Genomic DNA, 25,245 nt, shown 5'->3' with positions numbered 1-25,245 from the left:
ACCTCAGCCAGATGCTCAAACAACGCGTGATCACCGCCCTGGTGCTGTTGGCCGTGCTGTTGCCGGCGTTGTTCCACGGCGATCCCCGCGCCTTCATCGCGCTGATGCTGGTGTTCATTGCCGCCGGTGGCTGGGAGTGGGGCCGGCTGAACGGACTTGGGCAGGGCGCGTCGCTGGTATTGGGCGGCGTCACATTTGCGGCCTGTGTGTTGAGCTGGGCGTTGGGTTTGCATGTTCAACCGCAGGCTGCGCTGTGGGTACCTGCCGGCGCGGCCTGGGTGTTGTGTGGCGCGCTCTTGCTGCGCGCGGGGGTGCCCGGCTGGCCGCAGATTGCGGCGCCGGTGCGCCTGGTGGGCGGCTTGCTGGCCTTGTGGCTCACCTGGCTGGCGGTGGCTCAGGCCCGGGTGATCGGCGTCAATTTCCTGCTGTCCACGTTGGTGCTGGTCTGGGTGGCCGACATTTTTGCCTACTTCGCCGGGCGCGCGTTTGGCACCCGGCTGGTCGCCCGCAAACTCGCGCCGTCCATCAGCCCCGGCAAGAGCTGGGAAGGCGTGATGGGGGGCATGCTGGGGGTGGTTGCCCTCGCGGTAGCCTGGGTCTGGGCCGATACCCGTTACGCCGCACCGGTGCCCAGCCTCTACAGCTTGCTGGCGCAGGCCGGTTGGCCGGTGTTGTTGCTGGTGGTGCTGGGTTTGGCGGCCATGAGCGTGGTCGGCGACCTGGTGGAGTCGCTGATCAAGCGCAGCATGGGCGCCAAGGACAGCAGTGGCCTGCTGCCCGGCCATGGGGGCGTGCTCGACCGGGTGGACGCCTTGCTGCCCACGTTGCCCCTGGCCTTGATGCTGTATTCCTTACTTTCGCGATGAAACAAAGACTGGCCATCCTGGGCTCCACCGGTTCTATTGGTACCAGCACGCTGGATGTGGTGGCGCGCCATCCCGAGCGTTTTGAGGTCTTCGCGCTGACCGCCGCGTCAAGGGTGGACGAGCTGTTGCAGCAGTGCCTGCGTTTTGCCCCGCGTTTTGCGGTGATGGTGGACGCTGCCCGCGCGGCCGACCTGGCGCAGCGACTGTCATCCCATGGCTCGGCGACACGCGTGTTGTCCACGCCTTCGGACCTGGAATGGGTGGCGGCACACGAGGACGTGGACGCGGTGATGGCCGCCATTGTCGGTGCCGCCGGCCTGGCACCTTGCATCGCGGCCGCACGTGCTGGCAAGCGCCTGCTGCTGGCCAACAAGGAGGCCCTGGTGGTGGGGGGTGAGATGTTCATGACCGCCGTGCGCGAAGGCGGTGCCCGGCTGCTCCCCATCGACAGCGAACACTCGGCCGTGTTCCAGTCACTGCCGGACGATCCGGCCACCTGGGCCCAGCGTATCGACCGCATCATCCTGACCGCCTCTGGTGGCCCGTTCCGCACACGCGATCCGGCCACGTTGCACAGCGTCACGCCCGAAGAAGCGGTGGCCCACCCCAACTGGGTCATGGGGCGCAAGATTTCGGTCGATTCCGCCACCATGATGAACAAGGCGCTCGAAGTGATCGAGGCACGTTATCTGTTCAACGTGGCGCCCGAGCAGATCGAGGTGGTGATCCATCCGCAGAGCGTGGTGCATTCCATGGTGCAGTACCGCGACGCGTCGGTGGTGGCCCAGCTGGGCACACCCGACATGCGTGTGCCCATTGCCTACGGCCTGTCGTGGCCGGAACGGATGGAAAGCGGGGCCGAACGTCTCGATTTCCGGCGCCTGGCGGCGATGACCTTCGAAACCCCTGATGCCCGTCGCTTTCCCGGCCTGGCCCTGGCGTGGGACAGCTTGCGCGCCGCGCCCGGCACCACGGCCGTGCTCAACGCCGCCAACGAGGTGGCGGTGGCCGCTTTTCTGGACAGGCGGCTGCGGTTCGACCAGATTCATGTGGTGAACCTGGAAACTTTGTGTGCCCTGAGCTTCTCTGAACCCCATTCCCTGGCCGACTTGCTGGCGTTGGACAGCCAGGCCCGCACTGCCGCTGAACGGGCGGTGACACGCTTGTTGGCCTGACGTCTTTTCGGAGAACCCATGATCCTCACGGTGCTGTCCTTTGTGGTAGCCCTCGGGCTGTTGATCGCCGTCCACGAATATGGGCACTACCGCGTGGCCGTGGCCTGTGGCGTCAAGGTGCTGCGTTTTTCGGTCGGCTTCGGCAAGCCCTTGCTGCGCTGGAAGCCGCAGCGCCAGCGTCCGGGGCAGGACACCGAGTTCGTGTTGTGCGCCATACCGCTGGGTGGCTACGTGCGCATGCTCGATGAGCGCGAGGCGCCAGTGGCTGCGGATGAACGCCACTTGGCCTTCAACACGCAACCCCTGCGAGCGCGGGCCGCCATTGTGGCGGCAGGCCCTTTGGCCAATTTGGCCCTCGCGGTGCTTTTGTACGCTGCGGTTGCTTGGATAGGTGTGTCGGCGCCCCAGCCGGTGTTGTCCACCCCCACCCCCGCTTCGCTTGCTGACCGCGCGGGTTTGCGTGCTGGCGACTGGGTGACACAGGCTGCCGTGGGTGAGCAAGCACCATCGGTGGTCCGTTCTTTCGACGACCTGCGGTGGCAACTCACACAGGCTGCGCTGGACGGTGAGGACATGCGGCTGTGGGTGGCCGAGGGTGAGCATGGCACGCCACGCGCTGTGCTGTTGCCATTGTCCGACCTCGCTCGCCGGGAGGCCGACCTCGCCATGTTCCAGCAGATGGGTATTGTGTCCCCCTGGTCGGCGCCGGTGATGGGCGAGTTGCTGCCAGATGGTGCGGCCCAGGCGGCTGGGTTGCGTGCGGGTGATCGCGTGCGTGCGGTGGACGACCAGCCGGTGTCTGACGCCCAGACGCTTCGGGTCCTGATCCGACAGGGCGTGTCGGCACAAGGGCAGGGTGTTGCCCAGCGCTGGCAGATCGAACGCGATGGGGGGCGCGTCGAGGTGTTGGTCACGCCGCGCCCCGAGCAACAGAACGGGCAGTGGGTGGGGCGCGTGGGCGCGTTTGTCGGCGCACCGCCCGCCATGGTGGAGGTCAGCGAGGGGCTGTTTGGAGGCTTGCAGAACGCGGTGATTCGCACGGGTGAGGTGTCTTGGCTCACGCTCAAGATGATGGGCCGCATGTTGATCGGCGAAGCCTCGCTCAAGAACATCAGCGGCCCCATCACCATCGCGGACTACGCGGGCAAGTCGGCCAGCATGGGTCTCACGTCGTACCTGACGTTCATGGCGCTGATCAGCGTCAGCCTGGGTGTGCTCAACCTGCTCCCTCTGCCCGTTTTGGACGGTGGGCACCTGATGTATTATCTTTGGGAGGGGCTGTCAGGGCGTGCCCTGTCCGACGCCTGGATGGAGCGTTTGCAGCGCGGTGGTGTGGCGGTGCTGATGCTGTTGATGGTGCTCGCCTTGTTCAATGATGTGGCCCGCTTGCTGGGCTGATGCTGACCAATACATGAAACAACTCAAAGTGGGCCTGCGTGGCCTGGTGCATGGCGTGCTTGTCTCCTCGATGCTGGCCGCCTTGCCGGCCTGGGCCGTCGATCCGTTCACCCTGCGTGACATACGGGTCGAAGGCTTGCAGCGTGTCGAGCCGGGCACCGTGTTTGGCTCGCTGCCCTTTCGCATCGGCGAAACCTACAACGACGAGAAGGGGTCGAGCGCCATCCGCGCCTTGTTCGGCCTGGGGCTGTTCTCCGACGTGCGCCTGCAGGTCAACGGCAACGAACTGGTGGTGATTGTTGAAGAACGGCCCACCGTGGCCGATGTGTCGTTCAGTGGCATCCGCGAGTTCGACAACGACACCTTGCGCAAGGCCATGCGCGATGTGGGTTTGGCCGAAGGCCGCCCCTTTGACCGCAGCTTGGCCGACCGCGCCGAGCAAGAACTCAAGCGCCAGTACATCAACAAGAGCCTGTATGCCGTGCAGGTGGTGGCCACGGTGACGCCGATGGAGCGCAACCGGGTCAACATCAATTTCAGCGTGGTCGAAGGCGACGTCGCCAAGATCAAAGACATCCGCATCGTCGGCAACCAGGCCTTCAGCGAAGGCACGCTGCGCGACCTGTTCGATCTGGACACCGGGGGCTGGCTCAGCTGGTACACCAAGTCCGACCGCTACACGCGGGCCAAGCTCAACGCCGACATCGAAGCCCTGCGCTCCTACTACCTGTCGCGCGGCTACCTGGAGTTCCGGATCGACTCCACCCAGGTGGCCATCTCGCCCGAGAAGGACGACATCACCATCACCATCAACATCACCGAAGGCAAACGTTTTGTGGTGTCCTCGGTGCGGTTGGAGGGCGACTACCTCGGGCGCGAAGACGAGTTCAAAAAACTCATCCGCTTCGATGCTGGTGAAGCATTCAACTCCGTCTTGATGGCCGACACGGTCAAGGCTTTCACGGACCGTTTCGGCGAATTCGGCTACGCGTTTGCCCGCGTCGATGCGGTGCCACAAATTGACCGCGACAACGGCCGCGTGGCTTTTGTGCTGCAAGCCGACCCCTCACGCCGCGCCTATGTGCGCCGCATCAACGTCGAAGGCAACTTGCGCACCCGTGACGAAGTTGTTCGACGCGAGTTTCGGCAGTTCGAGTCGGCCTGGTACGACGGCGAGCGCATCAAGCTGTCGCGTGATCGCATCGATCGCCTGGGCTTCTTCACCGAGGTGCGGGTGGACACCCAGGAGGTGCCCAACGCCCCCGACCAGGTGGACCTCAATGTGACCCTGGTCGAAAAACCCACCGGCAACATTTCGCTGGGCTTCGGGTACTCGCAGTCGGAAAAACTGTCGCTGTTGGCCGGCATTCAGCAAGAGAACGCGTTTGGCTCGGGCAACTATCTGGGCCTGAACGTCAACACCAGCAGCTACAACCGCCAGGTGGTGTTGACCACGGTGGACCCCTACTTCACCGCCGACGGCATTTCGCGCAGCCTGGACATCTACTACAAAACCACCCGCCCGCTGGACGCGCAGGGCGGCGACTACAGCCTAGTCACACCCGGCGCCAGCGTGCGTTTTGGGGTCCCGTTCACGGAAACCGACACGGTCTATTTCGGCATCGGGGTGGAATCCACCCGCATTGAGGAAGGCAACCAGCTGCCCTTGGCCTACCAGCAGTACGCTGCGGTGTTTGGCGACAGTTCCTCCTCGCTCCCTTTGACGGTGGGTTGGACGCGTGACCGCCGCGACAGCGCGCTGGTGCCCAACGAAGGCCGCTACCAACGTTTCAACGCCGAGGTGGGCGTCGGCGGTGACACCCGCTACGTCAAAGCCAACTACCAGTTCCAGCAGTACATCCCGCTGAACAAGCAGTACACGCTCGCTTTCAACACCGAGTTGGGTTGGGGCAAAGGCATGAGCGGCCGTCCCTTCCCGCTGTTCAAGAACTTCTTTGGAGGTGGTCTGGGCTCGGTGCGTGGTTTTGACCAGGGCACCCTGGGCGGGCGCTCCACGTTGGTGGATGACGCCTCCCGCACGGTCTACATCGGCGGCTCCAAGATGGCGGTGCTGAACACCGAAATCCTCGCGCCGTTCCCCGGTGCAGGCAACGACCGCACTCTGCGCTTGTTTGGCTTTTTTGACATCGGCAACGTCTACACCGATGAGCAGAAATTCGACGCGGGTGAACTGCGCGCCTCGGTGGGCGTGGGCCTGAGCTGGATTTCACCCATTGGCCCGCTGCGCCTGGCGTTCGCCAAACCTGTCCGCAAAAAACCCGGCGATAAAATGCAGTCTATTCAGTTCCAGATCGGTACCGCGTTTTGATGAAACACATCTCCCGTCATTTTGTTCGTCGCACCCTGGTGGGTGTTTGTGCCGGCGTGTTGGCCTTGTCCGCCATGGCACAGGATTTCCGCATCGGTTTTGTGAACACCGATCGGATCTTCCGCGAAGCATCGATTGCCAAGGCGGCCCAAAGCAAGCTGGAGGCAGAGTTCTCCAAGCGTGAAAAAGAGATTGACGCCATCGGCAACCAGCTCAAAACCGCCTCCGAGCGTTTTGAGCGCGACGCGCCCACGTTGTCGGAAACGCAGCGTGGTACACGTCAGCGCCAGTTGGTCGAGCAAGATCGCGAGTTCCAGCGCAAGCGCCGTGAGTTCCAAGAGGATCTCAACGTGCGCAAAAACGAAGAGTTGCAAGCCGTGCTCGAACGTGCCAACCGTGTGATCAAGCAAGTGGCGGAAGCTGAGAAGTACGATCTGGTGATACAGGAAGCCGTCTACATCAACCCCAAACACGACATCACTGAAAAAGTGATCACCGGGTTGAACAACGCCAAGTGACGCCAGCATGACCCCAGGCGCCCGACTCGACGCCATCGTCGCGGCGCTCGGAGGTGAACTCACAGGCTCTGGCGAGACGCTGATTGCGCGGCTCGCTCCCCTCGAATCGGCAGATCACAACGCGCTTGCGTTTGTGGCGCATGTGCGTTACGCCGCTCAGATCGAAACCACACACGCTGCGGCGCTGATTGTGTCGCCTGCCTTGCGTGAGCGGGCCGCCGCACGTGGCCCGTGCATCGTCAGCGACAACCCCTACCTTTATTTCGCCCGCCTCACCCAGTGGTGGCGTGTGCACCACGATCCCCTGCCGCCAGCGACCGTTCACCCCAGCGCCTGGGTGGACCCGTCCGCCGAGTTGGCGCCTGGTGTGTCCATCGGCCCGTTTGCGGTGGTTGAAGCCGGCGCCCGCATCGGGTTCGGCTCCCGCATCGGCGCCCATGTGACGGTCGGGCGCGGCTGTGTCATTGGGCAGCGTTGCATCTTGCACCCTGGGGTGGTCATCGGTGCCGATGGTTTTGGTTTTGCGCCCCATGATGGCCAGTGGATCAAGATCGAGCAGCTGGGCGCTGTGCGCATTGGCGACGATGTCGAGATCGGCGCCAACAGCTGCGTGGACCGTGGCGCCTTGGACGACACCGTGATTGAAGACGGCGTCAAGCTCGACAACCTGGTGCAGATCGGTCACAACGTCCACATCGGCGCCCACACGGCCATGGCCGGTTGTGCGGGTGTGGCCGGCAGCGCGCGCATTGGGCGCGGCTGCACCGTGGGCGGCGGCGCGGTGGTGCTGGGTCACCTCTCGCTGGCCGATGGCGTGCACATCTCTGCCGCGTCGGTGGTCATGCGCTCCATCCACCAGCCCGGACAGTACAGCGGCGTGTTCCCGCTCGACGACAATGTGTCCTGGGAAAAGAACGCCGCCACGCTCAGGCAATTGCACCGCCTGCGCGAACGCATCAAGACATTGGAAAAGAACGAACGACCATGATGGACATCCACCAGATTCTCAAGCAGTTGCCCCACCGTTACCCCATCCTGCTGGTCGACCGCGTGTTGTCCGTCGAAAAGGGCAAAAGCATCCAGGCGCTGAAAAACGTCACCATCAACGAGCCGTTTTTCACCGGCCACTTCCCGCACCGCCCGGTGATGCCGGGCGTGCTGATGCTCGAAGCCATGGCCCAGGCGGCGGCGCTGCTGGCCTTTGACACGCTGGGTGTGACGCCGGACGACAAGACGGTGTACTACTTCGCGGGCATCGATGGCGCGCGTTTCAAGCGCCCGGTCGAGCCGGGTGACCAGCTCGTCATGGACGTGACCTTGGAGCGCATGAAGGCCGGCATCTTCAAGTTCAAGGGCGTCACCCGCGTGGGGAGCGACATCGCTTGTGAAGCCGAGCTGATGTGCACCATGCGCACCATCGCCTGAGGTGGGCGCCATGGCAGACGCCACGCCGCTGATCCACCCCACGGCCCTCGTCGATCCGGCCGCCGAACTTGATTCGAGCGTGCAGGTGGGCGCCTACAGCGTGATCGGCCCGCACGTGAAGATTGGTGCCGGCACGGTTGTTGGCCCTCATGCGGTGATCGAGGGCCACACCACCATTGGGCAGGGCAACCAGATTTTCCAGTTCACCTCGCTCGGCGCGGTGAACCAGGACAAGAAGTACAAGGGCGAGCCCTGCGAACTCATCATCGGTGACCGCAACACCATCCGCGAGTTCAGCACCTACCACATCGGCACGGTGCAGGGCGGGGGTGTCACGCGCTTGGGGCACGACAACTGGATGATGGCTTACACCCACCTGGCGCACGACTGCGTGGTGGGCAACCACACCATCTTTGCCAACAACGCGCAGATCGCCGGTCACGTGGTGGTGAGCGACTGGGTGATCCTGGGCGCCTACACCTGCGTGCACCAGTTTGTGCGCATTGGCGCGCATGGCATGACCGGTATGGGCTCGGTGCTTCTGGCCGACCAACCGCCTTTTGTGATGAGCGAGGGCCACCCTGCAGGCGCGCGGTCGATGAACTTTGAGGGATTGCGTCGCCGGGGCTTCTCGCCCGACCGCATCGCCGCCGTCAAGGCCATGCACAAGGCCTTGTACCGCGACGGCCTGACGCTGGAGCAGGCCAAGGCCCGCATCGCAGACATCACAGCCAGCCACCCAGAAGCTGAGGCCGACGTGAACCTGATGCTGGATTTTCTGGCCGCCACGACGCCGCAGCGCGGCATCGTGCGCTGACAGTGAATCCGCCCGTTCCGCCGCCGGGCCGCCCCAAGGCGGAGCGCTCCCCCCTGGGGGGCAGCGAGGACACGCCAGTGCCGAGCGCGGGGGCCTACAGTCTGGCCTTGGTCGCTGGCGAGACGTCGGGTGACCTGCTGGCAGGCCTGCTGCTGCAAGGCTGCCGTGCGCGCTGGCCTGAGCTGCGCTCCGCCGGCATTGGCGGCCCCGCCATGGCGGCCCAGGGCTTCGATGCCTGGTGGCCCAGCGAAAAGCTGGCGGTGCGCGGCTACGTGGAAGTGCTGCGCCACTACCGCGAGATCGTGGGCATACGCGAGCAGCTCAAGCAGCGCTTGCTCAAGACGCCGCCCGATCTGTTTGTGGGCGTGGACGCGCCGGATTTCAACCTCGACCTCGAAGCCACGCTCAAAGCCCGTGGCATCAAGACATTGCATTTCGTCTGCCCGGCCATCTGGGCCTGGCGCGCCGAGCGGGTGCACAAGATCCGCGCCAGCGTGGACCATGTCCTGTGCATCTTTCCCATGGAGCCAGCCTTGCTGGCGCAGCACGGCATCGCCTCCACCTATGTCGGACACCCGCTCGCCAACGTGATTCCGCTGGTGCCCGACAAGGCTGCCGCGCGTGCGCGCCTTGGCTTGCGCGACGATGACACGGTGGTTGCCTTGCTGCCGGGCAGCCGCCGCGCTGAGGTCACCCATTTGTGTGAGCGTTTCCTGAAAGCCGGTGCGCTGCTGCAGCGGGAAAAGCCTGGCCTCAAGTTGGTTTTGCCGGCGGTGCCGGCGCTGCGGGCCCAGATCGACGAGGTGGTCAGCCGCTGCGGCATGCGTGATGCGGTGTTGGTGGTGAAGGGCCAGTCGCACGATGTGATGGCGGCTTGCGACGCCACCCTGATCGCCAGCGGCACCGCCACGCTGGAGGCTGCGCTGTTCAAGCGCCCCATGGTCATCGCCTACCACATGCCCTGGTTGTCGTGGCAAATCACACAGCGCAAACGCCTGCAGCCCTGGGTGGGCCTGCCCAACATCCTCAGTGGCGAATTTGTGGTGCCCGAGCGCCTGCAGGACGACGCCCGGCCCGACCGACTGGCGCGCGACGTGCTGGACTGGTTGGATGCCCCTGAGAAAATCGGCGTTCTCCAACAACGTTTCACCGCGCTGCACCACGAGCTGCGGCGCGACACCGCCCAACTGGCCACCGATGCGATCGCGCACCTTCTTGAAAGCTGAACAGGCCCCCTTGCTGTGGGACGTGCCCGGGCTGATCGCCGGGGTGGACGAGGCCGGGCGCGGCCCTTTGGCCGGCCCGGTGGTGGCGGCGGCCGTCATCTTGGACGACCTGCACCCCATCGCTGGCCTGGCCGATTCCAAGAAGCTGAGCCCGACCAAGCGCGAACGCCTGTACGACGAAATCCGCGCCAAGGCCTTGTGCTGCTCGGTGGCCGAGGCCTCGGTCGAAGAGATCGACCGCCTCAACATCCTGCAGGCCACCCTGCTGGCCATGCGGCGTGCCGTGGAAGGCCTGCGCCTCAAACCTGCCAAGGTGCTGGTCGATGGCAACCGCCTGCCGCCGCTGCCCATGCTGGCCGAGGCCATCGTCAAAGGCGACAGCAAAGTGGCGGCCATCTCGGCGGCGTCCATTCTGGCCAAGGTCACGCGCGACCGCTGGTGCGCGCAGTACCACGCTGAGTTTCCGGCGTATGGCTTCGATGGCCACAAAGGTTACGGCACGGCCGAGCACCTGTCCGCTTTGCGTTTGTATGGGCCATGTCCCCAACATCGCCGCAGCTTTGCACCGGTGGCCGAATCCCTGAAGATGCATGCATGACTGAAGCCGTCCACATTTCGTCGCGCGACAACGCCCTGGTCAAGGAACTCAAACGCCTGGCCGGGGACAACGCCGCCTACCGCCGGCTCGGGCGTGTGTGGCTGGAGGGTGACCACCTGTGCCGTGCGGCGCTCGCCCGTGGCGTCAAGCCGGCCTTGGCGGTGTTCAGCGAAAGCCTGTGGCCCGCAGCCGCGGCCGAATGGCGTACCGCCGCCACACGCAATGTGGTGCTGGCCGACGCCTTGTTCACCGACATCAGCGCGCTCGAATCGCCGGCCGCCATGGGTTTTGTGCTGGACCTGCCCGCCGCTCCGGCGCTGTTGCCGCACGTGCCCACCGTGGTGCTGGACCGCGTGCAGGACGCGGGCAACGTGGGTTCCATTTTGCGCAGCGCCGGCGCTTTTGGTTTCAAGCAGCTCATTGCCATCAAGGGGTCGGCCGCTTTGTGGTCGCCCAAGGTGTTGCGTGCAGGGATGGGCGCACATTTTGGTTTGCGTCTCATCGAGTCGGCCGACGAAGCCCTGCTGAACCAACTGGCCGTGCCGTTGGTGGTGACCAGCTCGCACCTGGGTGAAGACATCCACCGCAGCGCGGTGCCCATGCCCTGTGCCTGGGTGATGGGGCACGAAGGGCAGGGCGTCTCCCCAGCACTGGCGGCACGCGCGGCCATGGCGGTGCGCATACCGCAGCCCGGGGGCGAAGAATCGCTCAACGTGGCCGCTGCGGCCGCCATTTGCCTTTACGCGAGCATTGCCCAGCCATGACCACCCACCTTGCCACCGCTGCATTTGCGGTGCTCGCCGCCGTGCTCCCTATCGGTTTGGGGGCGCAGGCGGAGGCGCCGCGTTTTGTGCTGTCGGAAGACGGTGACTACGTGATTGACCTCAAGGCCAAGCTGGCCTGGCCTCGCTGTGTGGAGGGCATGGTGTGGGACGGCAAAACCTGCACTGGTCAGCCGCAGTTGTTCGACCACGCGCAGGCCTCGGCCCACGCACTGGCGCGCTGGAAGGCCGAGGGCATACGCTGGCGGCTGCCCCACACGACCGAACTCAAGCGCCTGGTCGATCCCCGTCCAGCGCAGCAGGGGCTGGACCCCGTGCTGTTTCCTGCGGCACCGCGTGAATGGCATTGGTCAGGCACCGCCAACATCCGCGCGGGCGGCCAGGTGAACCAGTACAGCTACGACAACATCCAAAAAGGTCGCAACAACGACAACGCCGACCGCATGGCCTACCTGCACGGCTGGGCGGTGAACCTGGTCACCGGCGAGGCCAAGGGCGATGTGAGCAAACGCTCCACCTTGCCCCTTCGCCTCGTGCGCCCTGCCTTCTGAACAGGACTCAGCGGCCCGGCAGCTTCACCGAGAGCAGCTCGGCATCCAGCACGCCGGCGCCCTGAGGGTGAGCAGCGGTCCGCTCCACGTGGCGTTTGACCAAGCTCAGGTTGTTGCTTGGGCTGACCCAGCGGATTTCTGTTTCACCCAGTTGGTTGGTGCTCACGACCTGGTAGGCCTTGAAGGTGCCGGCGGGCACGGTTACATCGCCCCAGGATTCGACCTTCCACTGGACGGTCAGGTCCATCGTGCGGTTGTTGGCGTGCACCGTGACCTTGTGCCGGGTGCTTGCCGTTTTGCCCACTTCAAGCGGCCAAGGCAATGCCACGGCTGGCTCAAAGGTTTGGGCGGGTTTGCCGTCGCCGCCCAGCACGGCCAACACGGCATGTGTTTCTGGGTCGTGCAGGGTGGTGCCCGCCTGTGGCGCCGAGACGGCCACCACGGTTTTGCCATTCCATTGCATGGTTTTCTGGCTCCACACCACGGGGCCATCAAACACGCCCAGGCTGCCCGAGCTTTTCCGATGAAAGGTGGTCACGGTCCCGTCAGGGTTGGACCCCATGCCGTTGGCCACCGGAGGGGTGGTGCTGCATGCGGCCAGCAGGCCGGTGCCGAGGGTCAGACAAAGGAGTGCGCGGCGGCCAAGTCCTGGGGTGCCGATGGATCCGGCGCTGGTGGTTTGTGTCATGGTCACTCCTGGGTGGTGGGAAGGGATTGAAATCCAGTGGCTAACCGCCTTTTGACAATTCACTGTAGGCCTGCGGCTGGGCGCCCGTGCTGATCTGGATCAATGCGCAATGGGGTGGATGGCCGCACTTTTTTGGCGCACGAATCAGGGGATGTCAGAGGGGAAACCCTTTGCCGGCGTATAATTCGAAGGTTTACCCGCAACCTGCGCGCGCCCGCAGCGAGTCCCCTTCGCAACGTCCTCACTCCACCATTGCCGCTGGCTGTTCAGCCGGTCCGCGTCTGGCTGTGAGCGGCTTAAAAACCGGGTGCGCCTCCCAAGGAGTTACCCGTGTTTCCCGTACTGCCCCCCGCTATCCTCGCGCTTGCAGACGGCACGGTCTTTGTTGGTCACTCGATCGGAGCCACCGGCTCCACGGTCGGCGAGGTGGTGTTCAACACCGCGCTCACCGGCTACCAGGAAATCCTCACCGACCCCAGTTACTGCCGGCAGATCGTGACGCTCACGTACCCGCACATCGGCAACTACGGCGTCAACCTGGAAGACATCGAAGCCGACAAGGTCCACGCCGCTGGCCTGATCATCAAAAACCTGCCGCTGCTGGCGTCCAACTTCCGCTCGTCCATGACGCTGTCGGACTACCTGGTGCGTGAAAACACGGTGGCGATTGCCGACATCGACACGCGCAAGCTGACGCGCCTGCTGCGCACCAAGGGTGCACAAAACGGCTGCATTCTGGCGCTGGCCGCTGGCGAGGCCGTCACGCAGGCCGTCATCGACAAAGCGGTCGCTGCCGCCCAGGGTGCGCCCAGCATGGCCGGGTTGGACCTGGCCAAGGTGGTGTCTTCCGACAAGACCTACAGCTGGACTCAGAACGAGTGGAAACTCGGTTCGGGCTACGGCGAATTGACCGCACCGCGTTTCCATGTGGTGGCTTACGACTTCGGTGTGAAGAAGAACATCCTGCGCATGCTGGCCGAGCGCGGCTGCAAGGTCACCGTGGTGCCGGCGCAAACGCCTGCGGCCGAGGTGCTGGCCTTGAAGCCGGATGGCATTTTCCTGTCCAACGGCCCTGGCGACCCAGAGCCGTGCGACTACGCCATCGAAGCCGCCAAGACCTTGATCGACACCGGCATCCCCACCTTCGGCATTTGCCTGGGGCACCAGATCATGGCCCTCGCCTCGGGCGCCAAGACCTTCAAGATGCGGGTGGGTCACCACGGAGCCAACCACCCGGTGAAGGACCTCGACACCGGCCGCGTGAGCATCACCAGCCAGAACCACGGTTTTGCGGTGGACATGGCCGCTTTGCCAGCCAACCTGCGCGCCACCCACATCAGCCTGTTTGACAACACGCTGCAGGGCATGACCCGCACCGACAAGCCCGCGTTTGGTTTCCAGGGTCACCCGGAAGCCTCGCCTGGCCCGCACGACATCTCGTACCTGTTTGACCGCTTCACGGCACTGATGGAGCAGCACAAAAATGCCTAAGCGTTCCGATCTCAAAAGCATCCTCATCATCGGCGCCGGCCCCATCATCATCGGTCAGGCCTGCGAGTTCGACTATTCAGGCGTGCAGGCTTGCAAGGCGCTGCGCGAAGAGGGTTACAAGGTCATCCTGATCAACAGCAACCCTGCCACGATCATGACCGACCCGGCCACGGCCGACGTCACCTACATCGAGCCCATCACCTGGCAGACGGTCGAGAAGATCATTGCCAAAGAGCGCCCTGATGCCATCCTGCCCACCATGGGCGGCCAGACCGCGCTGAACTGCGCGCTCGACCTGTGGCACAACGGCGTGCTCGACAAGTACAAGGTCGAGCTGATCGGCGCCACCCCCGAGGCCATCGACAAGGCCGAGGACCGCCTGAAGTTCAAGGACGCGATGACCAAGATTGGTCTGGGCTCGGCACGCTCGGGCATTGCCCACAGCATGGAAGAGGCTTGGGCTGTGCAGAAGAGTGTGGGTTTCCCCACCGTCATCCGCCCCAGCTTCACGTTGGGCGGGACGGGTGGTGGCATCGCCTATAACCCAGAGGAATTCGAAATCATCTGCAAGCGTGGCCTGGAAGCTTCGCCCACCACCGAGCTGCTGATCGAGGAATCGTTGCTGGGCTGGAAAGAGTACGAGATGGAAGTGGTGCGCGACAAGGCGGACAACTGCATCATCGTCTGCTCCATCGAAAACCTCGACCCCATGGGCGTGCACACGGGCGATTCGATCACCGTGGCACCGGCACAGACGCTGACCGACAAGGAATACCAGATCATGCGCAACGCCTCGCTGGCGGTGCTGCGTGAAATTGGTGTGGACACCGGTGGCTCCAACGTGCAGTTCTCGGTCAATCCCAAGGACGGTCGCATGATCGTCATCGAGATGAACCCGCGTGTGTCGCGCTCCAGCGCACTGGCCTCCAAGGCCACGGGTTTTCCCATCGCCAAGGTGGCGGCCAAGCTGGCCGTGGGCTACACGCTCGATGAACTGCGCAACGAGATCACGGGGGGTGCGACCCCCGCGTCCTTCGAGCCCAGCATCGACTACGTGGTGACCAAGATCCCGCGTTTTGCCTTCGAAAAATTCCCCGCTGCCGACAGCCGCCTGACGACGCAGATGAAGTCGGTGGGTGAGGTCATGGCCATGGGCCGCACCTTCCAGGAAAGCTTCCAGAAAGCCCTGCGTGGCCTGGAAGTCGGCGTGGACGGCATGAATGAAAAGACCCAGGACCGCGAGATCCTGGAACGCGAACTCGGCGAGCCCGGCCCCGACCGCATCTGGTACGTGGGCGACGCCTTTGCCGCCGGCTGGTCGCTCGACGAAGTGCACGACATCACCAAGATCGACAAGTGGTTCCTGGTGCAGATCGAAGAGATCGTGAAGATCGAACTCGCGCTGGACAAGCTGACCGCTGAAAAAGGCGAGGGCGCTCTGGCCTCGCTGGACGCTGGCACGCTGCGCACGCTGAAACAAAAAGGTTTCTCCGACCGCCGGTTGGCCAAGCTGCTCAAGACCACCGACACCGCCGTGCGCAACGCCCGCAAGGCCTTGAACGTGCGTCCGGTCTACAAGCGCGTGGACACCTGCGCGGCCGAATTTGCCACCAACACCGCCTACCTGTACTCCAGCTACGAAGCCGAGTTCAGCGAGTGCGAGGCCGAGCCGACCACCAACAAAAAGATCATGGTGCTGGGCGGTGGCCCCAACCGCATCGGGCAAGGCATCGAGTTCGACTACTGCTGCGTGCACGCCGCACTCGCCATGCGCGAAGACGGCTATGAGACCATCATGGTCAACTGCAACCCCGAGACCGTGTCGACCGACTACGACACCTCCGACCGCCTGTACTTCGAGCCGCTGACGCTGGAAGACGTGCTGGAGATCGTGGACAAGGAAAAGCCGGCCGGCGTGATCGTGCAATACGGCGGCCAGACGCCCTTGAAGCTGGCCCTGGGTCTGGAGGCCAATGGTGTGCCCATCATCGGCACCAGCCCCGACATGATCGACGCCGCCGAAGACCGCGAACGTTTCTCGGCCCTGCTGCGCGAACTGAACCTCAAGCAGCCGCCCAACGCCACTGCTCGCACCGAAGCCGAGGCACTGGAAAAGGCCAGTTCCCTGGGCTACCCGCTGGTGGTGCGCCCGAGCTACGTGCTGGGTGGCCGCGCCATGGAAATCGTGCACGAGCAGCGCGACCTGGAGCGCTACATGCGCGAGGCCGTGAAGGTGAGCAACGATTCGCCGGTGCTGCTGGACCGCTTCCTGAACGACGCCATCGAGTGTGACGTGGACTGCTTGCGTGACCCAGAGGGCAAGACCTTCATCGGTGGCGTGATGGAGCACATCGAACAGGCCGGCGTGCACAGCGGCGACTCCGCCTGCTCGCTGCCGCCCTACAGCCTGAGCGCCGAAACGGTCAACGAGATCAAGCGCCAGAGCGCGGCCATGGCGGCATCGCTCAACGTGGTGGGCCTGATGAACGTGCAGTTCGCCATCCAGCAGGTTGATGGCAAGGACGTGATCTACGTGCTTGAAGTGAATCCGCGTGCCTCGCGCACCGTGCCCTTCGTCTCCAAGGCCACGGGCATTCAGCTGGCGAAGGTGGCGGCGCGTTGCATGGCCGGCCAGACGCTGGCCTCGCAAGGCATCACCGAAGAGGTGACTCCGCCCTACTTCAGCGTCAAGGAAGCCGTGTTCCCCTTCGTCAAGTTCCCGGGCGTGGACACCATCCTGGGCCCCGAGATGAAGTCCACCGGCGAGGTGATGGGCGTGGGCAAGACCTTTGGCGAAGCCTTCGTCAAGAGCCAGCTCGGTGCCGGTACCCACCTGCCGCGCCCATTCAAGGCCGATGGCACGCCCACCGGCAAGGTGTTCCTGACCGTCAAGAACGGCGACAAGCCGCGCGCCGTGGCCATCGCCCGCGATCTCGTGGGCATGGGCTTCGAGTTGGTGGCCACCAAGGGCACGGCGGCGGCCATCAATGCGGCCGGTGTGGCCTGTGGCACGGTCAACAAGGTGACCGAAGGGCGCCCGCACATCGTGGACATGATCAAGAACGGTGACATCGTTCTGGTCATCAACACGGTGGAAGAGCGCCGCAACGCCATCGCCGACTCGCGTGCCATCCGCACGTCTTCGTTGCTGGCCCGTGTCACTACCATCACCACCATTTTTGGCGCCGAAGCGGCCGTGGAGGGGATGAAACACCTGGGCCAACTGGAGGTGTATTCGGTGCAGGAGTTGCACGCCCAGTTGCATTAAACTCTCGCCGAACAAGAAAAACCGAAACCGCCGCCAGGCGACTGGCGGCGGTTTCTCTTTTGACACAACGGAGATCAGATCCATGGCCAGCATTCCTGTGACCAAGCGTGGGGCAGACAAGCTCAAAAAGGAGCTGCATGAGCTCAAGACCAAAGAACGCCCCGCTGTGATCAACGCGATCGCGGAAGCGCGTGCCCAGGGCGATTTGAGCGAAAACGCCGACTACGACGCAGCCAAGGAGCGCCAAGGCTTCATCGAGGGTCGTATTGCGGAGATCGAAGGCAAGCTGTCGATTGCCCAGATCATCGATCCGTCTGCGCTGGACGCGGGTGGCCGCGTGGTGTTTGGCGCCACGGTCGAGCTGGAGGAACAGAACTCCGGCGAGCAGGTCACTTACCAGATCGTGGGCGAAGACGAGGCCGACCTCAAGCTGGGCCTGATCAACATCAGCAGCCCCATCGCGCGGGCGCTGATTGGCAAAGAAGAGGGCGACGTGGCCGACGTGCAGGCCCCGGGTGGCCTCAAGAGCTACGAAATCATCGGCGTGCGCTACGAATGAACGCGCTGCTGCGCCACCGTTTGCTCAGCTTGGTGGCCGCACTCTGGTGGGGCGGTACGGCCGCGCTCGCCTTCATTGCCGTACCCACCTTGTTTGCCCACTTTGGCAACCCGGCGGTGGCGGGACCGGCGGCGGCCAAGCTGTTCACGGCCATTGCCTGGCTGGTGGTGGCCTGTGGTATGGCTTTGTTGTTGCTGGGCCGCCATGACAAACAAGGCCCGGTGGGCCGTGGCCTGCCCTTCATTCGCCTGGCCATGCTGTGCATGCTGGTGCAGGAGTACGGCGTGTCTTACAAAATTCTCACCGCTCGCAGCACCGGCGCCAGCCTGGCGCTGTGGCACGGTGTGGGCAGTGCGCTGATCGTCGCCCAGTGGCTGTGCGCCACGCGGGTGTTGTGGTTGCTTGGTAGCCGCTCAGATCGCTGAGTCGCCGCCGGGCCGCCCCAAGGCGACTCGCGCCCCCTCGGGGGGCAACGAGCCACACGAAGTGGGCGAGTGTGGGGGCGTTATGCCGAACGCTCGGCCGATTCCAGCGTGTTGACCATCAGCATGGTGATGGTCATGGGGCCCACGCCACCGGGCACCGGGGTGATGTGGCTGGCCACGGCTTTCACGCCCTCGAAATCCACGTCGCCGCAGAGCTTGCCCTCGTCGTTGCGGTTCATGCCCACGTCGATCACCACGGCACCGGGTTTGACCATGTCGGCCGTCAGCACGTTGCGTTTGCCCACGGCGGCCACGATCACGTCGGCTTGCAGCGTCATGGCCTTCAAGTCCTTTGTGCCGCTGTGGCAGATCGTGACGGTGGCGTTCTGCTGCAGCAGCATCAGCGCCATGGGTTTGCCCACGATGTTGCTGCGCCCAATGACCACCGCGTGTTTGCCCTTGAGCGAATAGCCGATGGACTCAAGCATCTTCATGCAGCCATAGGGTGTGCAGGGCCAGAAGCCGGGCATGCCGGTCATCAGCGCACCGGCGCTGGCGATGTGGAATCCGTCCACGTCCTTGGACGGGGCGATGGCCTCGATCACCTTTTGGGCATCGATGTGCGCGGGCAGCGGCAGCTGCACCAGGATGCCGTGGATGGCGGGGTCGTTGTTCAGGGCTTCGACGCGCTTCAGCAACTCGGCTTCGCTGAGGTCGGCGGTGTAGCGCTCCAGTATGGAGTGCATGCCCGTGTCCTCGCAGGCCTTGACCTTGTTGCGCACGTAGACCTGGCTGGCCGGGTTGTCGCCCACCAGCACCACCGCCAGGCCCGGCGTCACACCACGGGCTTTGAGTGCGATGACACGCTCGGTGACTTCGTGGCGGAGTTGGCGGGACAGGGCGTTGCCGTCGATCAGTTGGGCGCTCATGGGGCGGTCTTTCTTCAAAACAAAACGCCCGCTGGCAGCGGGCGTGGGGATTTGGTGTGGTGGGTCAGACTTTGGCAGGCGTCTGGCCCAAGGCAATCTTGAGCAGGTCGGCCACCGTGTTGGCATTGAGTTTTTCCATGATGTTGGCGCGGTGCGCCTCCACCGTCTTGATGCTGATGCCCAGGTCGTCCGCGATCTGCTTGTTCAGGCGGCCGGCGACGATGCGCTCCAGCACCTGGCCTTCACGCGAGGTCAGCTTGGACAACAACGCGTCGCGGCTGGCGGCTTGCTGGTGGGTGGCGAAGCTGTCTTTGGCGCGGTCAAGCATGCGCTCCACCAGGTTGACGAGCTGGTCTTCGTTGAAGGGTTTCTGGATGAAGTCCAGCGCGCCTTTTTTCATCGAATCGACCGCCATGGGCACGTCACCATGGCCGGTGATGAAAACGATGGGCAGGGGCGATTGGCGTTCCACCAGGCGGTCCTGCAGTTCCATGCCAGTCATGCCGCCCATGCGGATGTCGGCGATCAGGCAGGCGACTTCGCGCGAGTCGTAGCGGCTCAGGAAAGCTTCGGCCGATTCGAAACAGCGAACCCGGTAGTCCTTGCCTTCGAGCAGCCATTGCAGCGAATCGCGCACGGCCTCGTCGTCGTCCACCACGTACACAGTGCCTTTTTTGGGTATCAGACTCATCTCGCTCTTTCTTGTGTCCCGCCCCCTTCTGGGGGGCTTGCGCTCACGCGCCGGGGTGCGGCTGTGGTGTGGGAGCCACTGGAATCCAGAAGCTGAAGCAGCAACCGCTGACCTCGGCGCCATTGTAGATGTTCTCGACTTTCATCCTCCCATGGTGGGATTCCACGATGCTGCGGCACAGCTTGAGGCCGATGCCCATGCCTTCGGCCTTGGTGCTGTAGAAGGCTTCGTAGATGCGTTCCAGCATGTCGGCCAGCACGCCGCTGCCGGAGTCGGTGATGGCGAACTCGATGCAGTCGATGCCGTCCTGGCGGGTGGGACCTACGCGCAACTCGATGAAGCGTTGGCCGGGGGCGCGCTGGGCTTGCTGGATGGACTCGCCGCCGTTCTTGAGCAGGTTGATGAGCACCTGTTCGATCAGGATGGGGTCCACCAGCAAGGGGGGCAGGCGGGCCGCCACGTAGGTGGTGACGCGGATCTGATGGCGGCGCAGTTCGATCTCGGCCAACTCCAGCGCGTTGCTGACCATCGTGGCCACATCCGAGACACTCGGATTGGGTTCGCTGCGTTTCACGAAGGCCTTGATGCGCTGGATGATCTGACCGGCGCGCTGGGCCTGGCGCGCAGTTTTCTCCAGCGCGCCCAGCAGGTCCTCTTCCGTGATCTGCTGCTTCTTCACCCGCGTGATCATGCCGTTGCAGTAGTTGCTGATGGCGGTCAGTGGCTGGTTCAGCTCGTGCGCCACGCTGGAAGCCATTTCGCCCATGGTGATCAGCCGGCTGGCGGTCTGCGCGCGTTCGTTCTGGCGCGCGGCCTGCTCCTCGGCGTGGCGCCGCGTGGTGATGTCGCTGGCAATCACCAGCTGTGCCAAGCGGCCGTCCACCCAGGTGAGGTAGCGCGTGCGCACCTCCAGCCACTTGCCCAGTGCCTCCATGTAGATTTCGGCGCTTTCCGCGCCCGCATCGGTGAGGGAGTCGGTTGGCATGCCGGCGAAGGCGTCCACCGCGTCGTGTTCGTCGCTCGGTGCGGAGGGTGCGATGCCCGCCAAGTCCACCAGGCTGCGGTGGCCCTCGCCGCTGATGCCAAACCAGTGGCGGTACATCTTGTTGGCGAACAGCAGCTCGTCGCTGCCCAGCGGTGCCACCGACACCGTGGCGTCCAGGCTTTCCAGCACGGTGGTGAAGCGTTCGTAGGACGCCGACAGTTCCTCGCGGATGCGCTTGGGCTCGGTGATGTCGGTCATCGAGGTCATCCAGCCGGTTTGTTGGCCGTTGGGGTCGATCAGCGGCGAGACATACATCCGCCCGTCGAAAATGCTGCCGTCTTTGCGTTTCACGCGCACTTCAAACCCACCTGGCGTCGAGCGTCCGCGCAACTCGTCTTCCAGCCGCTGCCTGAGCATGTCCTGATCGTCCTCAGACCAGTAGGGAAAAGGCGCGGTCCGCCCCACCAGCTCGCCTTCAGACCAGCCCGTCATCATGCAGAAGGCGGGGTTGACGTAGGTGATGCGGCCTTGGATGTCCAGCGCCCGCATGCCGGTGAGCATGGAGTTTTCCATGGCGCGGCGGAAATGGGTCTCGGCCACCAGCGCCTGCTGGGCCTGCACACGTCGGCGCGTGTGGCGCCAGGAGGCGATCAGCATCCACACGGTGAGTGTGCTGAGCGCGCCGATGATGAGCACAAAACCGCTGCCCACCACGTCTTGTGAGGTGCGGTAGCCCTGCGCCTTGAGGATCAAACCGTTGCCCACCGGTGACACCGGCACCTCGTGGTGCATGGCCTCGCTGGACCAGGGCAGCCATTTCAGCACGCGGCCGCTGCCGGCTTGCTGCAAGCTGCCGGCCAGCACCTGCTGGCGGTCGTCCAGCAGCGCCACGGCGTAGCGGGCCATCACCTCGGGCGGGATGCCAAAACGCAGCAGGCCATCCACCAGGTATTCGCCCATGACCACGCCGCTGAAGCGCCCCTGTTCGCTGAGCGGCACTTGCAGGAGCAACACGCTCTGTTCGGGCTCGGCGGGCAACGGTCGGGAGTAGATGGGTTGGCGCAGGTCACGCGCCAGCTCGAAGGAGCCGTCGGTTTCACCCGGCAGCAGCACCTGGTTGGGGCTGCGGGTCTGGGCATTGGGCGCGCTGGGCGATGCGTAGGCGGCGACCACCTTGCGCCGGCTGTCGATCCAGGACACCGCCAGCAGCTCGGGGTACTGGCTGATCAGGCTTTCGGCCTGAAAGACGAACTCCGCTTCGTCGATTTCCCGGTTGGAAATTTCGCGCGCCAGCCGCATGAGCTGTTCCTGGCGCTCCAGCAAGCGCAGGCGCAACCGTTGTTGTGCGTATTCCACATCGCGGGTCACGGCCTCTTGTTCGCGGTCCAGTTCCTCCAGCCGCAAATAGCTCATGGCCACCACGATGGCCCCCATGAACAGCAGCACCGCCAACAGAGGGCCCAAGGTGGCAAACCTGTCCTGGCGCGCAGGCGGCAGGCGCCGCCACCAGCGCTTCCACCACGAGGTGTGAGTGGGTGGCGCGGTCGCGGGTGAGGCGGTGGGGGCAGAGGGTGTGGCCGAGCGGGCGGATTCGGGCATTGGTTGAAGTCTAAAGGACACCATCCGCCGATGTGCCGGTGTGGGGGTGTGTGCCAAAAAACACGCAAATGTTTTCACATTGCAAAAACAATAACTACATCTTGAAAAAATAAAGGAGAAATGGGAAACTCTGCTCCATCCGGTGCAACACGCATGACAAGCCTTGGGCGCCGGCTTAAGCTTCTTTTCACCACCGAGGAGACACCATGTCAGACAAACCCCAACAGAACCTGGGCGTCGGCACCGACACCGACGCACAGGAAACCCGTGAATGGCTGGACGCGCTGTCCGCCGTCATCGAACGTGAGGGCCCTGCGCGCGCCCACTACCTGCTGGAGCAACTGCTCGAAGAGGCGCGTCAGAACAGCATCGACATGCCGTTCTCTGCCAACACCGGTTACGTCAATACCATCGAACCCGACCAGGAAGCGCGCTGCCCCGGCAACATCGCCATCGAAAAACGCCTGCGCGCCTACATGCGCTGGAACGCCATGGCCATGGTGGTGCGTGCCAACCGCATCAACCCTGCCGACGGTGGCGACCTGGGTGGCCACATCGGCTCCTTCGCGTCGGTGGCCAGCATGTTCGGCGCCGGCTTCAACCATTTCTGGCACGCCGAGAGCGAGAACCACGGTGGCGACTTGCTGTACATCCAGGGCCACAGCGCGCCCGGCATCTACGCACGGGCCTACCTCGAAGGCCGTCTGAACGAGCAGCAGCTCGACAGCTTCCGCCAGGAAGTGGATGGCAAGGGCCTGTCCAGCTACCCCCACCCCAAGCTGATGCCTGATTTCTGGCAGTTCCCCACGGTGTCCATGGGCCTGGGCCCGCTGATGGCCATCTACCAGGCGCGTTTCCTCAAGTACCTGCACGCCCGTGGCATTGCCGATACCGCCAACCGCAAGGTCTGGGCCTTCATGGGCGACGGTGAGATGGACGAACCGGAATCGCTGGGCGCCATCGGTTTGGCAGCCCGCGAGAACCTGGACAACCTCATCTTCGTCGTCAACTGCAACCTGCAGCGCCTGGACGGCCCGGTGCGTGGCAACGGCAAGATCGTGCAGGAACTCGAAGGCGAATTCCGTGGCAGCGGCTGGAACGTGATCAAGCTGCTGTGGGGCTACGGCTGGGACGAACTGCTGGCGCGGGACAAGAGCGGCAAGCTCAAGCAACTGATGATGGAGACGCTGGACGGCGACTACCAGGCCATGAAGGCCAACGACGGCGCCTTCGTGCGCAAGAACTTCTTCGGCCGCTACCCCGAGACGCTCAAGCTGGTGGAGCACATGAGCGACGAGGAGGTGTTCGACCTGCGCCGTGGTGGCCACGAGCCGTCCAAGGTCTACGCGGCCTTCCACGCCGCCAACGAGCACAAGGGCCAGCCCACGGTGCTGCTCATCAAGACCGTCAAGGGTTATGGCATGGGCAAGGCCGGTGAAGGCAAGAACACCGTGCACCAGACCAAGAAGCTGAGCGACGAGGACATCAAGTACATCCGCGACCGCTTCAACATCCCCATCCCCGACAGCGAGCTGCCCAACATCCCGTACTACAAACCGGCCGACGACACGCCGGAGATGAAGTACCTGCACGAACGCCGCCAGGCGCTGGGCGGCTACCTGCCGCACCGCCGCGCCAAGGCCGACGAGAGCTTCACCGTGCCGTCGCTGGAAACTTTCAAGGCGGTGCTGGAGCCCACGGCCGAAGGCCGCGAGATCAGCACCACCCAGGCGTATGTGCGCTTCATCACCCAGCTGCTGCGTGACCAGGCCCTGGGCTCGCGTGTGGTGCCCATCCTGGTGGACGAGGCCCGCACCTTCGGCATGGAAGGCCTGTTCCGCCAGATCGGCATCTACAACCCCAAAGGCCAGCTGTACACCCCGGTCGACCGCGACCAGGTGATGTATTACAAAGAAGACAAGGCCGGTCAGATCCTGCAAGAAGGCATCAACGAAGCCGGCGGCATGGCCAGCTGGATTGCCGCTGCCACCAGCTACAGCACCAACAACCGCATCATGGTGCCGTTCTACGTGTACTACTCGATGTTCGGTTTCCAGCGCATCGGCGACCTGGCCTGGGCGGCCGGCGACATGCAGGCGCGTGGTTTCCTGCTGGGCGGCACGTCGGGGCGCACCACGCTCAACGGCGAAGGCCTGCAGCACGAGGACGGCCACAGCCACATCCTGGCCGGCACCATCCCCAACTGCATCAGCTACGACCCGACTTTCGCGCACGAAGTGGGTGTGATCCTGCACCATGGCTTGAAGCGCATGGTCGAACGCCAGGAAAACGTCTACTACTACATCACCCTGCTCAACGAAAACTACGCCATGCCTGGCCTGACCGCCGGCACCGAAGAGCAGATCATCAAGGGCATGTACCTGTGCAAGCCGGGCGCCAAACAGACGCCACGCGTGCAATTGCTGGGCTCCGGCACCATCCTGCGCGAAAGCATTGCCGCGCAGGAGCTGTTGGAAAAGGACTGGGGCGTGTCGGCCGACGTGTGGAGCTGCCCCAGCTTCAACGAACTGGCGCGCGAAGGCCAGGACTGCGAGCGCTGGAACCTGCTGCATCCGCTGGAGACGCCCCGCGTGTCCTTCGTGGGCCAGCAACTGGCCGGTCACGCCGGCCCGGTGGTTGCGTCTACCGACTACATGAAGAGCTACGCCGAACAGATCCGCTCTTTCATCCCCAAGGGCCGCAACTACAAGGTGCTGGGCACCGACGGGTATGGCCGCAGCGACTTCCGCAGCAAACTGCGCGAGCACTTCGAGATCAACCGCCACTACATCGTGGTCGCGGCCCTCAAGGCGCTGAGCGAAGACGGCACCGTGCCGGCCACCAAGGTGGCCGAGGCCATCGCCAAGTACGGCATCAACGCCGAGAAGATCAACCCGCTGTACGCCTGAGTCACACGGAGACAAG

Annotated in this window: 21 protein-coding genes; 17 read left to right on the top strand and 4 right to left on the bottom strand. The window is 64.2% G+C overall.

Features of this window, described 5'->3' with window-relative positions:
* The first annotated feature begins 11 nt into the window (after positions 1-11).
* The 12 genes from ACFQU0_RS09830 (at position 12) to ACFQU0_RS09775 (ending at position 11,685) form a co-directional block, all read left to right on the top strand.
* On the top strand, positions 12-866 hold the full coding sequence (locus ACFQU0_RS09830; protein ID WP_382200249.1) for a phosphatidate cytidylyltransferase: 855 nt from the start codon (positions 12-14) through the stop codon (positions 864-866).
* Positions 863-2,041, top strand: coding sequence for a 1-deoxy-D-xylulose-5-phosphate reductoisomerase (gene ispC / locus ACFQU0_RS09825; RefSeq protein WP_382200247.1), 1,179 nt, complete (start codon positions 863-865; stop codon positions 2,039-2,041). Before ACFQU0_RS09830 ends, ispC begins: the two co-directional genes overlap by 4 nt.
* Positions 2,042-2,059: 18 nt before the next feature.
* The gene (rseP, locus tag ACFQU0_RS09820; RefSeq protein WP_382200245.1) at positions 2,060-3,439 is read left to right on the top strand and encodes an RIP metalloprotease RseP; all 1,380 of its coding nucleotides are present in this window, start codon (positions 2,060-2,062) and stop codon (positions 3,437-3,439) included.
* A 13-nt stretch (positions 3,440-3,452) separates the two neighbouring features.
* Positions 3,453-5,768: an outer membrane protein assembly factor BamA gene (gene bamA, locus ACFQU0_RS09815; protein ID WP_382200243.1), complete on the top strand. Its 2,316-nt coding sequence runs from the start codon at positions 3,453-3,455 to the stop codon at positions 5,766-5,768.
* Positions 5,768-6,286, top strand: coding sequence for an OmpH/Skp family outer membrane protein (locus tag ACFQU0_RS09810; RefSeq protein WP_382200241.1), 519 nt, complete (start codon positions 5,768-5,770; stop codon positions 6,284-6,286). Before bamA ends, ACFQU0_RS09810 begins: the two co-directional genes overlap by 1 nt.
* 7 nt (positions 6,287-6,293) lie before the next feature.
* Positions 6,294-7,274 (top strand): UDP-3-O-(3-hydroxymyristoyl)glucosamine N-acyltransferase, encoded by a 981-nt coding sequence (locus ACFQU0_RS09805; protein WP_382200239.1) that lies wholly within the window; start codon positions 6,294-6,296, stop codon positions 7,272-7,274.
* Positions 7,271-7,711 carry a 3-hydroxyacyl-ACP dehydratase FabZ gene (fabZ, locus tag ACFQU0_RS09800; protein WP_382200237.1) on the top strand — a complete coding sequence of 147 codons (441 nt, stop codon included), beginning with the start codon at positions 7,271-7,273 and terminating at the stop codon, positions 7,709-7,711. Before ACFQU0_RS09805 ends, fabZ begins: the two co-directional genes overlap by 4 nt.
* A 10-nt stretch (positions 7,712-7,721) precedes the next feature.
* Positions 7,722-8,528, top strand: coding sequence for an acyl-ACP--UDP-N-acetylglucosamine O-acyltransferase (lpxA, locus tag ACFQU0_RS09795; protein ID WP_382200235.1), 807 nt, complete (start codon positions 7,722-7,724; stop codon positions 8,526-8,528).
* Between the two features lie 107 nt (positions 8,529-8,635).
* The gene (gene lpxB / locus ACFQU0_RS09790) at positions 8,636-9,754 is read left to right on the top strand and encodes a lipid-A-disaccharide synthase (protein WP_382200441.1); all 1,119 of its coding nucleotides are present in this window, start codon (positions 8,636-8,638) and stop codon (positions 9,752-9,754) included.
* Positions 9,726-10,352 (top strand): ribonuclease HII, encoded by a 627-nt coding sequence (gene rnhB, locus ACFQU0_RS09785; protein ID WP_382200233.1) that lies wholly within the window; start codon positions 9,726-9,728, stop codon positions 10,350-10,352. Before lpxB ends, rnhB begins: the two co-directional genes overlap by 29 nt.
* Complete coding sequence (locus tag ACFQU0_RS09780; RefSeq protein WP_382200231.1) at positions 10,349-11,116, top strand: TrmH family RNA methyltransferase; 768 nt, start codon at positions 10,349-10,351, stop codon at positions 11,114-11,116. The genes rnhB and ACFQU0_RS09780 overlap by 4 nt, the downstream gene beginning before the upstream one ends.
* Positions 11,113-11,685, top strand: coding sequence for an Lcl C-terminal domain-containing protein (locus tag ACFQU0_RS09775; protein ID WP_382200229.1), 573 nt, complete (start codon positions 11,113-11,115; stop codon positions 11,683-11,685). Before ACFQU0_RS09780 ends, ACFQU0_RS09775 begins: the two co-directional genes overlap by 4 nt.
* A gap of 7 nt (positions 11,686-11,692) precedes the next feature.
* Here ACFQU0_RS09775 and ACFQU0_RS09770 read toward each other — a convergent pair whose 3' ends face one another.
* Entirely contained in the window at positions 11,693-12,373 is a 681-nt protein-coding gene (locus ACFQU0_RS09770) for a hypothetical protein (protein WP_382200227.1), read from the bottom strand.
* A gap of 330 nt (positions 12,374-12,703) precedes the next feature.
* Here ACFQU0_RS09770 and carA point away from each other — a divergent pair, with 330 nt between their 5' ends.
* The 4 genes from carA to ACFQU0_RS09750 all read left to right on the top strand — a co-directional run bounded on the left by carA (position 12,704) and on the right by ACFQU0_RS09750 (position 18,116).
* The gene (carA, locus tag ACFQU0_RS09765; protein WP_382200225.1) at positions 12,704-13,864 is read left to right on the top strand and encodes a glutamine-hydrolyzing carbamoyl-phosphate synthase small subunit; all 1,161 of its coding nucleotides are present in this window, start codon (positions 12,704-12,706) and stop codon (positions 13,862-13,864) included.
* Complete coding sequence (gene carB / locus ACFQU0_RS09760; protein WP_382200223.1) at positions 13,857-17,132, top strand: carbamoyl-phosphate synthase large subunit; 3,276 nt, start codon at positions 13,857-13,859, stop codon at positions 17,130-17,132. Before carA ends, carB begins: the two co-directional genes overlap by 8 nt.
* An 82-nt stretch (positions 17,133-17,214) precedes the next feature.
* Positions 17,215-17,691, top strand: a complete 477-nt coding sequence (gene greA, locus ACFQU0_RS09755) for a transcription elongation factor GreA (RefSeq protein ID WP_382200221.1) — start codon at positions 17,215-17,217, stop codon at positions 17,689-17,691.
* The gene (locus ACFQU0_RS09750) at positions 17,688-18,116 is read left to right on the top strand and encodes a DUF4149 domain-containing protein (protein ID WP_382200219.1); all 429 of its coding nucleotides are present in this window, start codon (positions 17,688-17,690) and stop codon (positions 18,114-18,116) included. The genes greA and ACFQU0_RS09750 overlap by 4 nt, the downstream gene beginning before the upstream one ends.
* An 80-nt stretch (positions 18,117-18,196) precedes the next feature.
* Here the strand turns inward: ACFQU0_RS09750 and folD are convergent, their stop codons facing one another.
* The 3 genes from folD to ACFQU0_RS09735 form a co-directional block, all read right to left on the bottom strand.
* Positions 18,197-19,045, bottom strand: a complete 849-nt coding sequence (gene folD, locus ACFQU0_RS09745) for a bifunctional methylenetetrahydrofolate dehydrogenase/methenyltetrahydrofolate cyclohydrolase FolD (RefSeq protein ID WP_382200217.1) — start codon at positions 19,043-19,045, stop codon at positions 18,197-18,199.
* Positions 19,046-19,109: 64 nt separating this feature from the next.
* Positions 19,110-19,736 carry a response regulator transcription factor gene (locus ACFQU0_RS09740; protein WP_382200215.1) on the bottom strand — a complete coding sequence of 209 codons (627 nt, stop codon included), beginning with the start codon at positions 19,734-19,736 and terminating at the stop codon, positions 19,110-19,112.
* Positions 19,737-19,779: 43 nt separating this feature from the next.
* A complete protein-coding gene (locus ACFQU0_RS09735; protein ID WP_382200213.1) occupies positions 19,780-22,320 on the bottom strand; it encodes a PAS domain-containing sensor histidine kinase in 2,541 nt (846 codons plus the stop codon).
* A 206-nt stretch (positions 22,321-22,526) separates the two neighbouring features.
* On the opposite strand from ACFQU0_RS09735, the gene aceE reads away from it, so the two are divergent.
* A complete protein-coding gene (gene aceE / locus ACFQU0_RS09730; protein ID WP_382200211.1) occupies positions 22,527-25,229 on the top strand; it encodes a pyruvate dehydrogenase (acetyl-transferring), homodimeric type in 2,703 nt (900 codons plus the stop codon).
* Positions 25,230-25,245: the final 16 nt, after the last annotated feature.

This window comes from Hydrogenophaga defluvii (assembly GCF_042665235.1).
Taxonomy (GTDB): domain Bacteria; phylum Pseudomonadota; class Gammaproteobacteria; order Burkholderiales; family Burkholderiaceae_C; genus Hydrogenophaga; species Hydrogenophaga defluvii_A.
This window is presented reverse-complemented; position numbering and strand designations above follow the sequence as displayed.

Bases quoted from the DNA above. Each gene is read 5' to 3' on its own strand.
- bamA (WP_382200243.1), top strand. From the start codon at position 3,453: ATGAAACAACTCAAAGTGGGCCTGCGTGGCCTGGTGCATGGCGTGCTT.
- ACFQU0_RS09810 (WP_382200241.1), top strand. From the start codon at position 5,768: ATGAAACACATCTCCCGTCATTTTGTTCGTCGCACCCTGGTGGGTGTT.
- rseP (WP_382200245.1), top strand. From the start codon at position 2,060: ATGATCCTCACGGTGCTGTCCTTTGTGGTAGCCCTCGGGCTGTTGATC.
- aceE (WP_382200211.1), top strand. From the start codon at position 22,527: ATGTCAGACAAACCCCAACAGAACCTGGGCGTCGGCACCGACACCGAC.
- ACFQU0_RS09780 (WP_382200231.1), top strand. From the start codon at position 10,349: ATGACTGAAGCCGTCCACATTTCGTCGCGCGACAACGCCCTGGTCAAG.
- ispC (WP_382200247.1), top strand. From the start codon at position 863: ATGAAACAAAGACTGGCCATCCTGGGCTCCACCGGTTCTATTGGTACC.
- ACFQU0_RS09775 (WP_382200229.1), top strand. From the start codon at position 11,113: ATGACCACCCACCTTGCCACCGCTGCATTTGCGGTGCTCGCCGCCGTG.
- ACFQU0_RS09735 (WP_382200213.1), bottom strand. From the start codon at position 22,320: ATGCCCGAATCCGCCCGCTCGGCCACACCCTCTGCCCCCACCGCCTCA.
- ACFQU0_RS09740 (WP_382200215.1), bottom strand. From the start codon at position 19,736: ATGAGTCTGATACCCAAAAAAGGCACTGTGTACGTGGTGGACGACGAC.
- lpxA (WP_382200235.1), top strand. From the start codon at position 7,722: ATGGCAGACGCCACGCCGCTGATCCACCCCACGGCCCTCGTCGATCCG.
- ACFQU0_RS09750 (WP_382200219.1), top strand. From the start codon at position 17,688: ATGAACGCGCTGCTGCGCCACCGTTTGCTCAGCTTGGTGGCCGCACTC.
- rnhB (WP_382200233.1), top strand. From the start codon at position 9,726: ATGCGATCGCGCACCTTCTTGAAAGCTGAACAGGCCCCCTTGCTGTGG.
- greA (WP_382200221.1), top strand. From the start codon at position 17,215: ATGGCCAGCATTCCTGTGACCAAGCGTGGGGCAGACAAGCTCAAAAAG.
- ACFQU0_RS09805 (WP_382200239.1), top strand. From the start codon at position 6,294: ATGACCCCAGGCGCCCGACTCGACGCCATCGTCGCGGCGCTCGGAGGT.
- carB (WP_382200223.1), top strand. From the start codon at position 13,857: ATGCCTAAGCGTTCCGATCTCAAAAGCATCCTCATCATCGGCGCCGGC.
- folD (WP_382200217.1), bottom strand. From the start codon at position 19,045: ATGAGCGCCCAACTGATCGACGGCAACGCCCTGTCCCGCCAACTCCGC.
- ACFQU0_RS09770 (WP_382200227.1), bottom strand. From the start codon at position 12,373: ATGACACAAACCACCAGCGCCGGATCCATCGGCACCCCAGGACTTGGC.
- ACFQU0_RS09830 (WP_382200249.1), top strand. From the start codon at position 12: ATGCTCAAACAACGCGTGATCACCGCCCTGGTGCTGTTGGCCGTGCTG.
- fabZ (WP_382200237.1), top strand. From the start codon at position 7,271: ATGATGGACATCCACCAGATTCTCAAGCAGTTGCCCCACCGTTACCCC.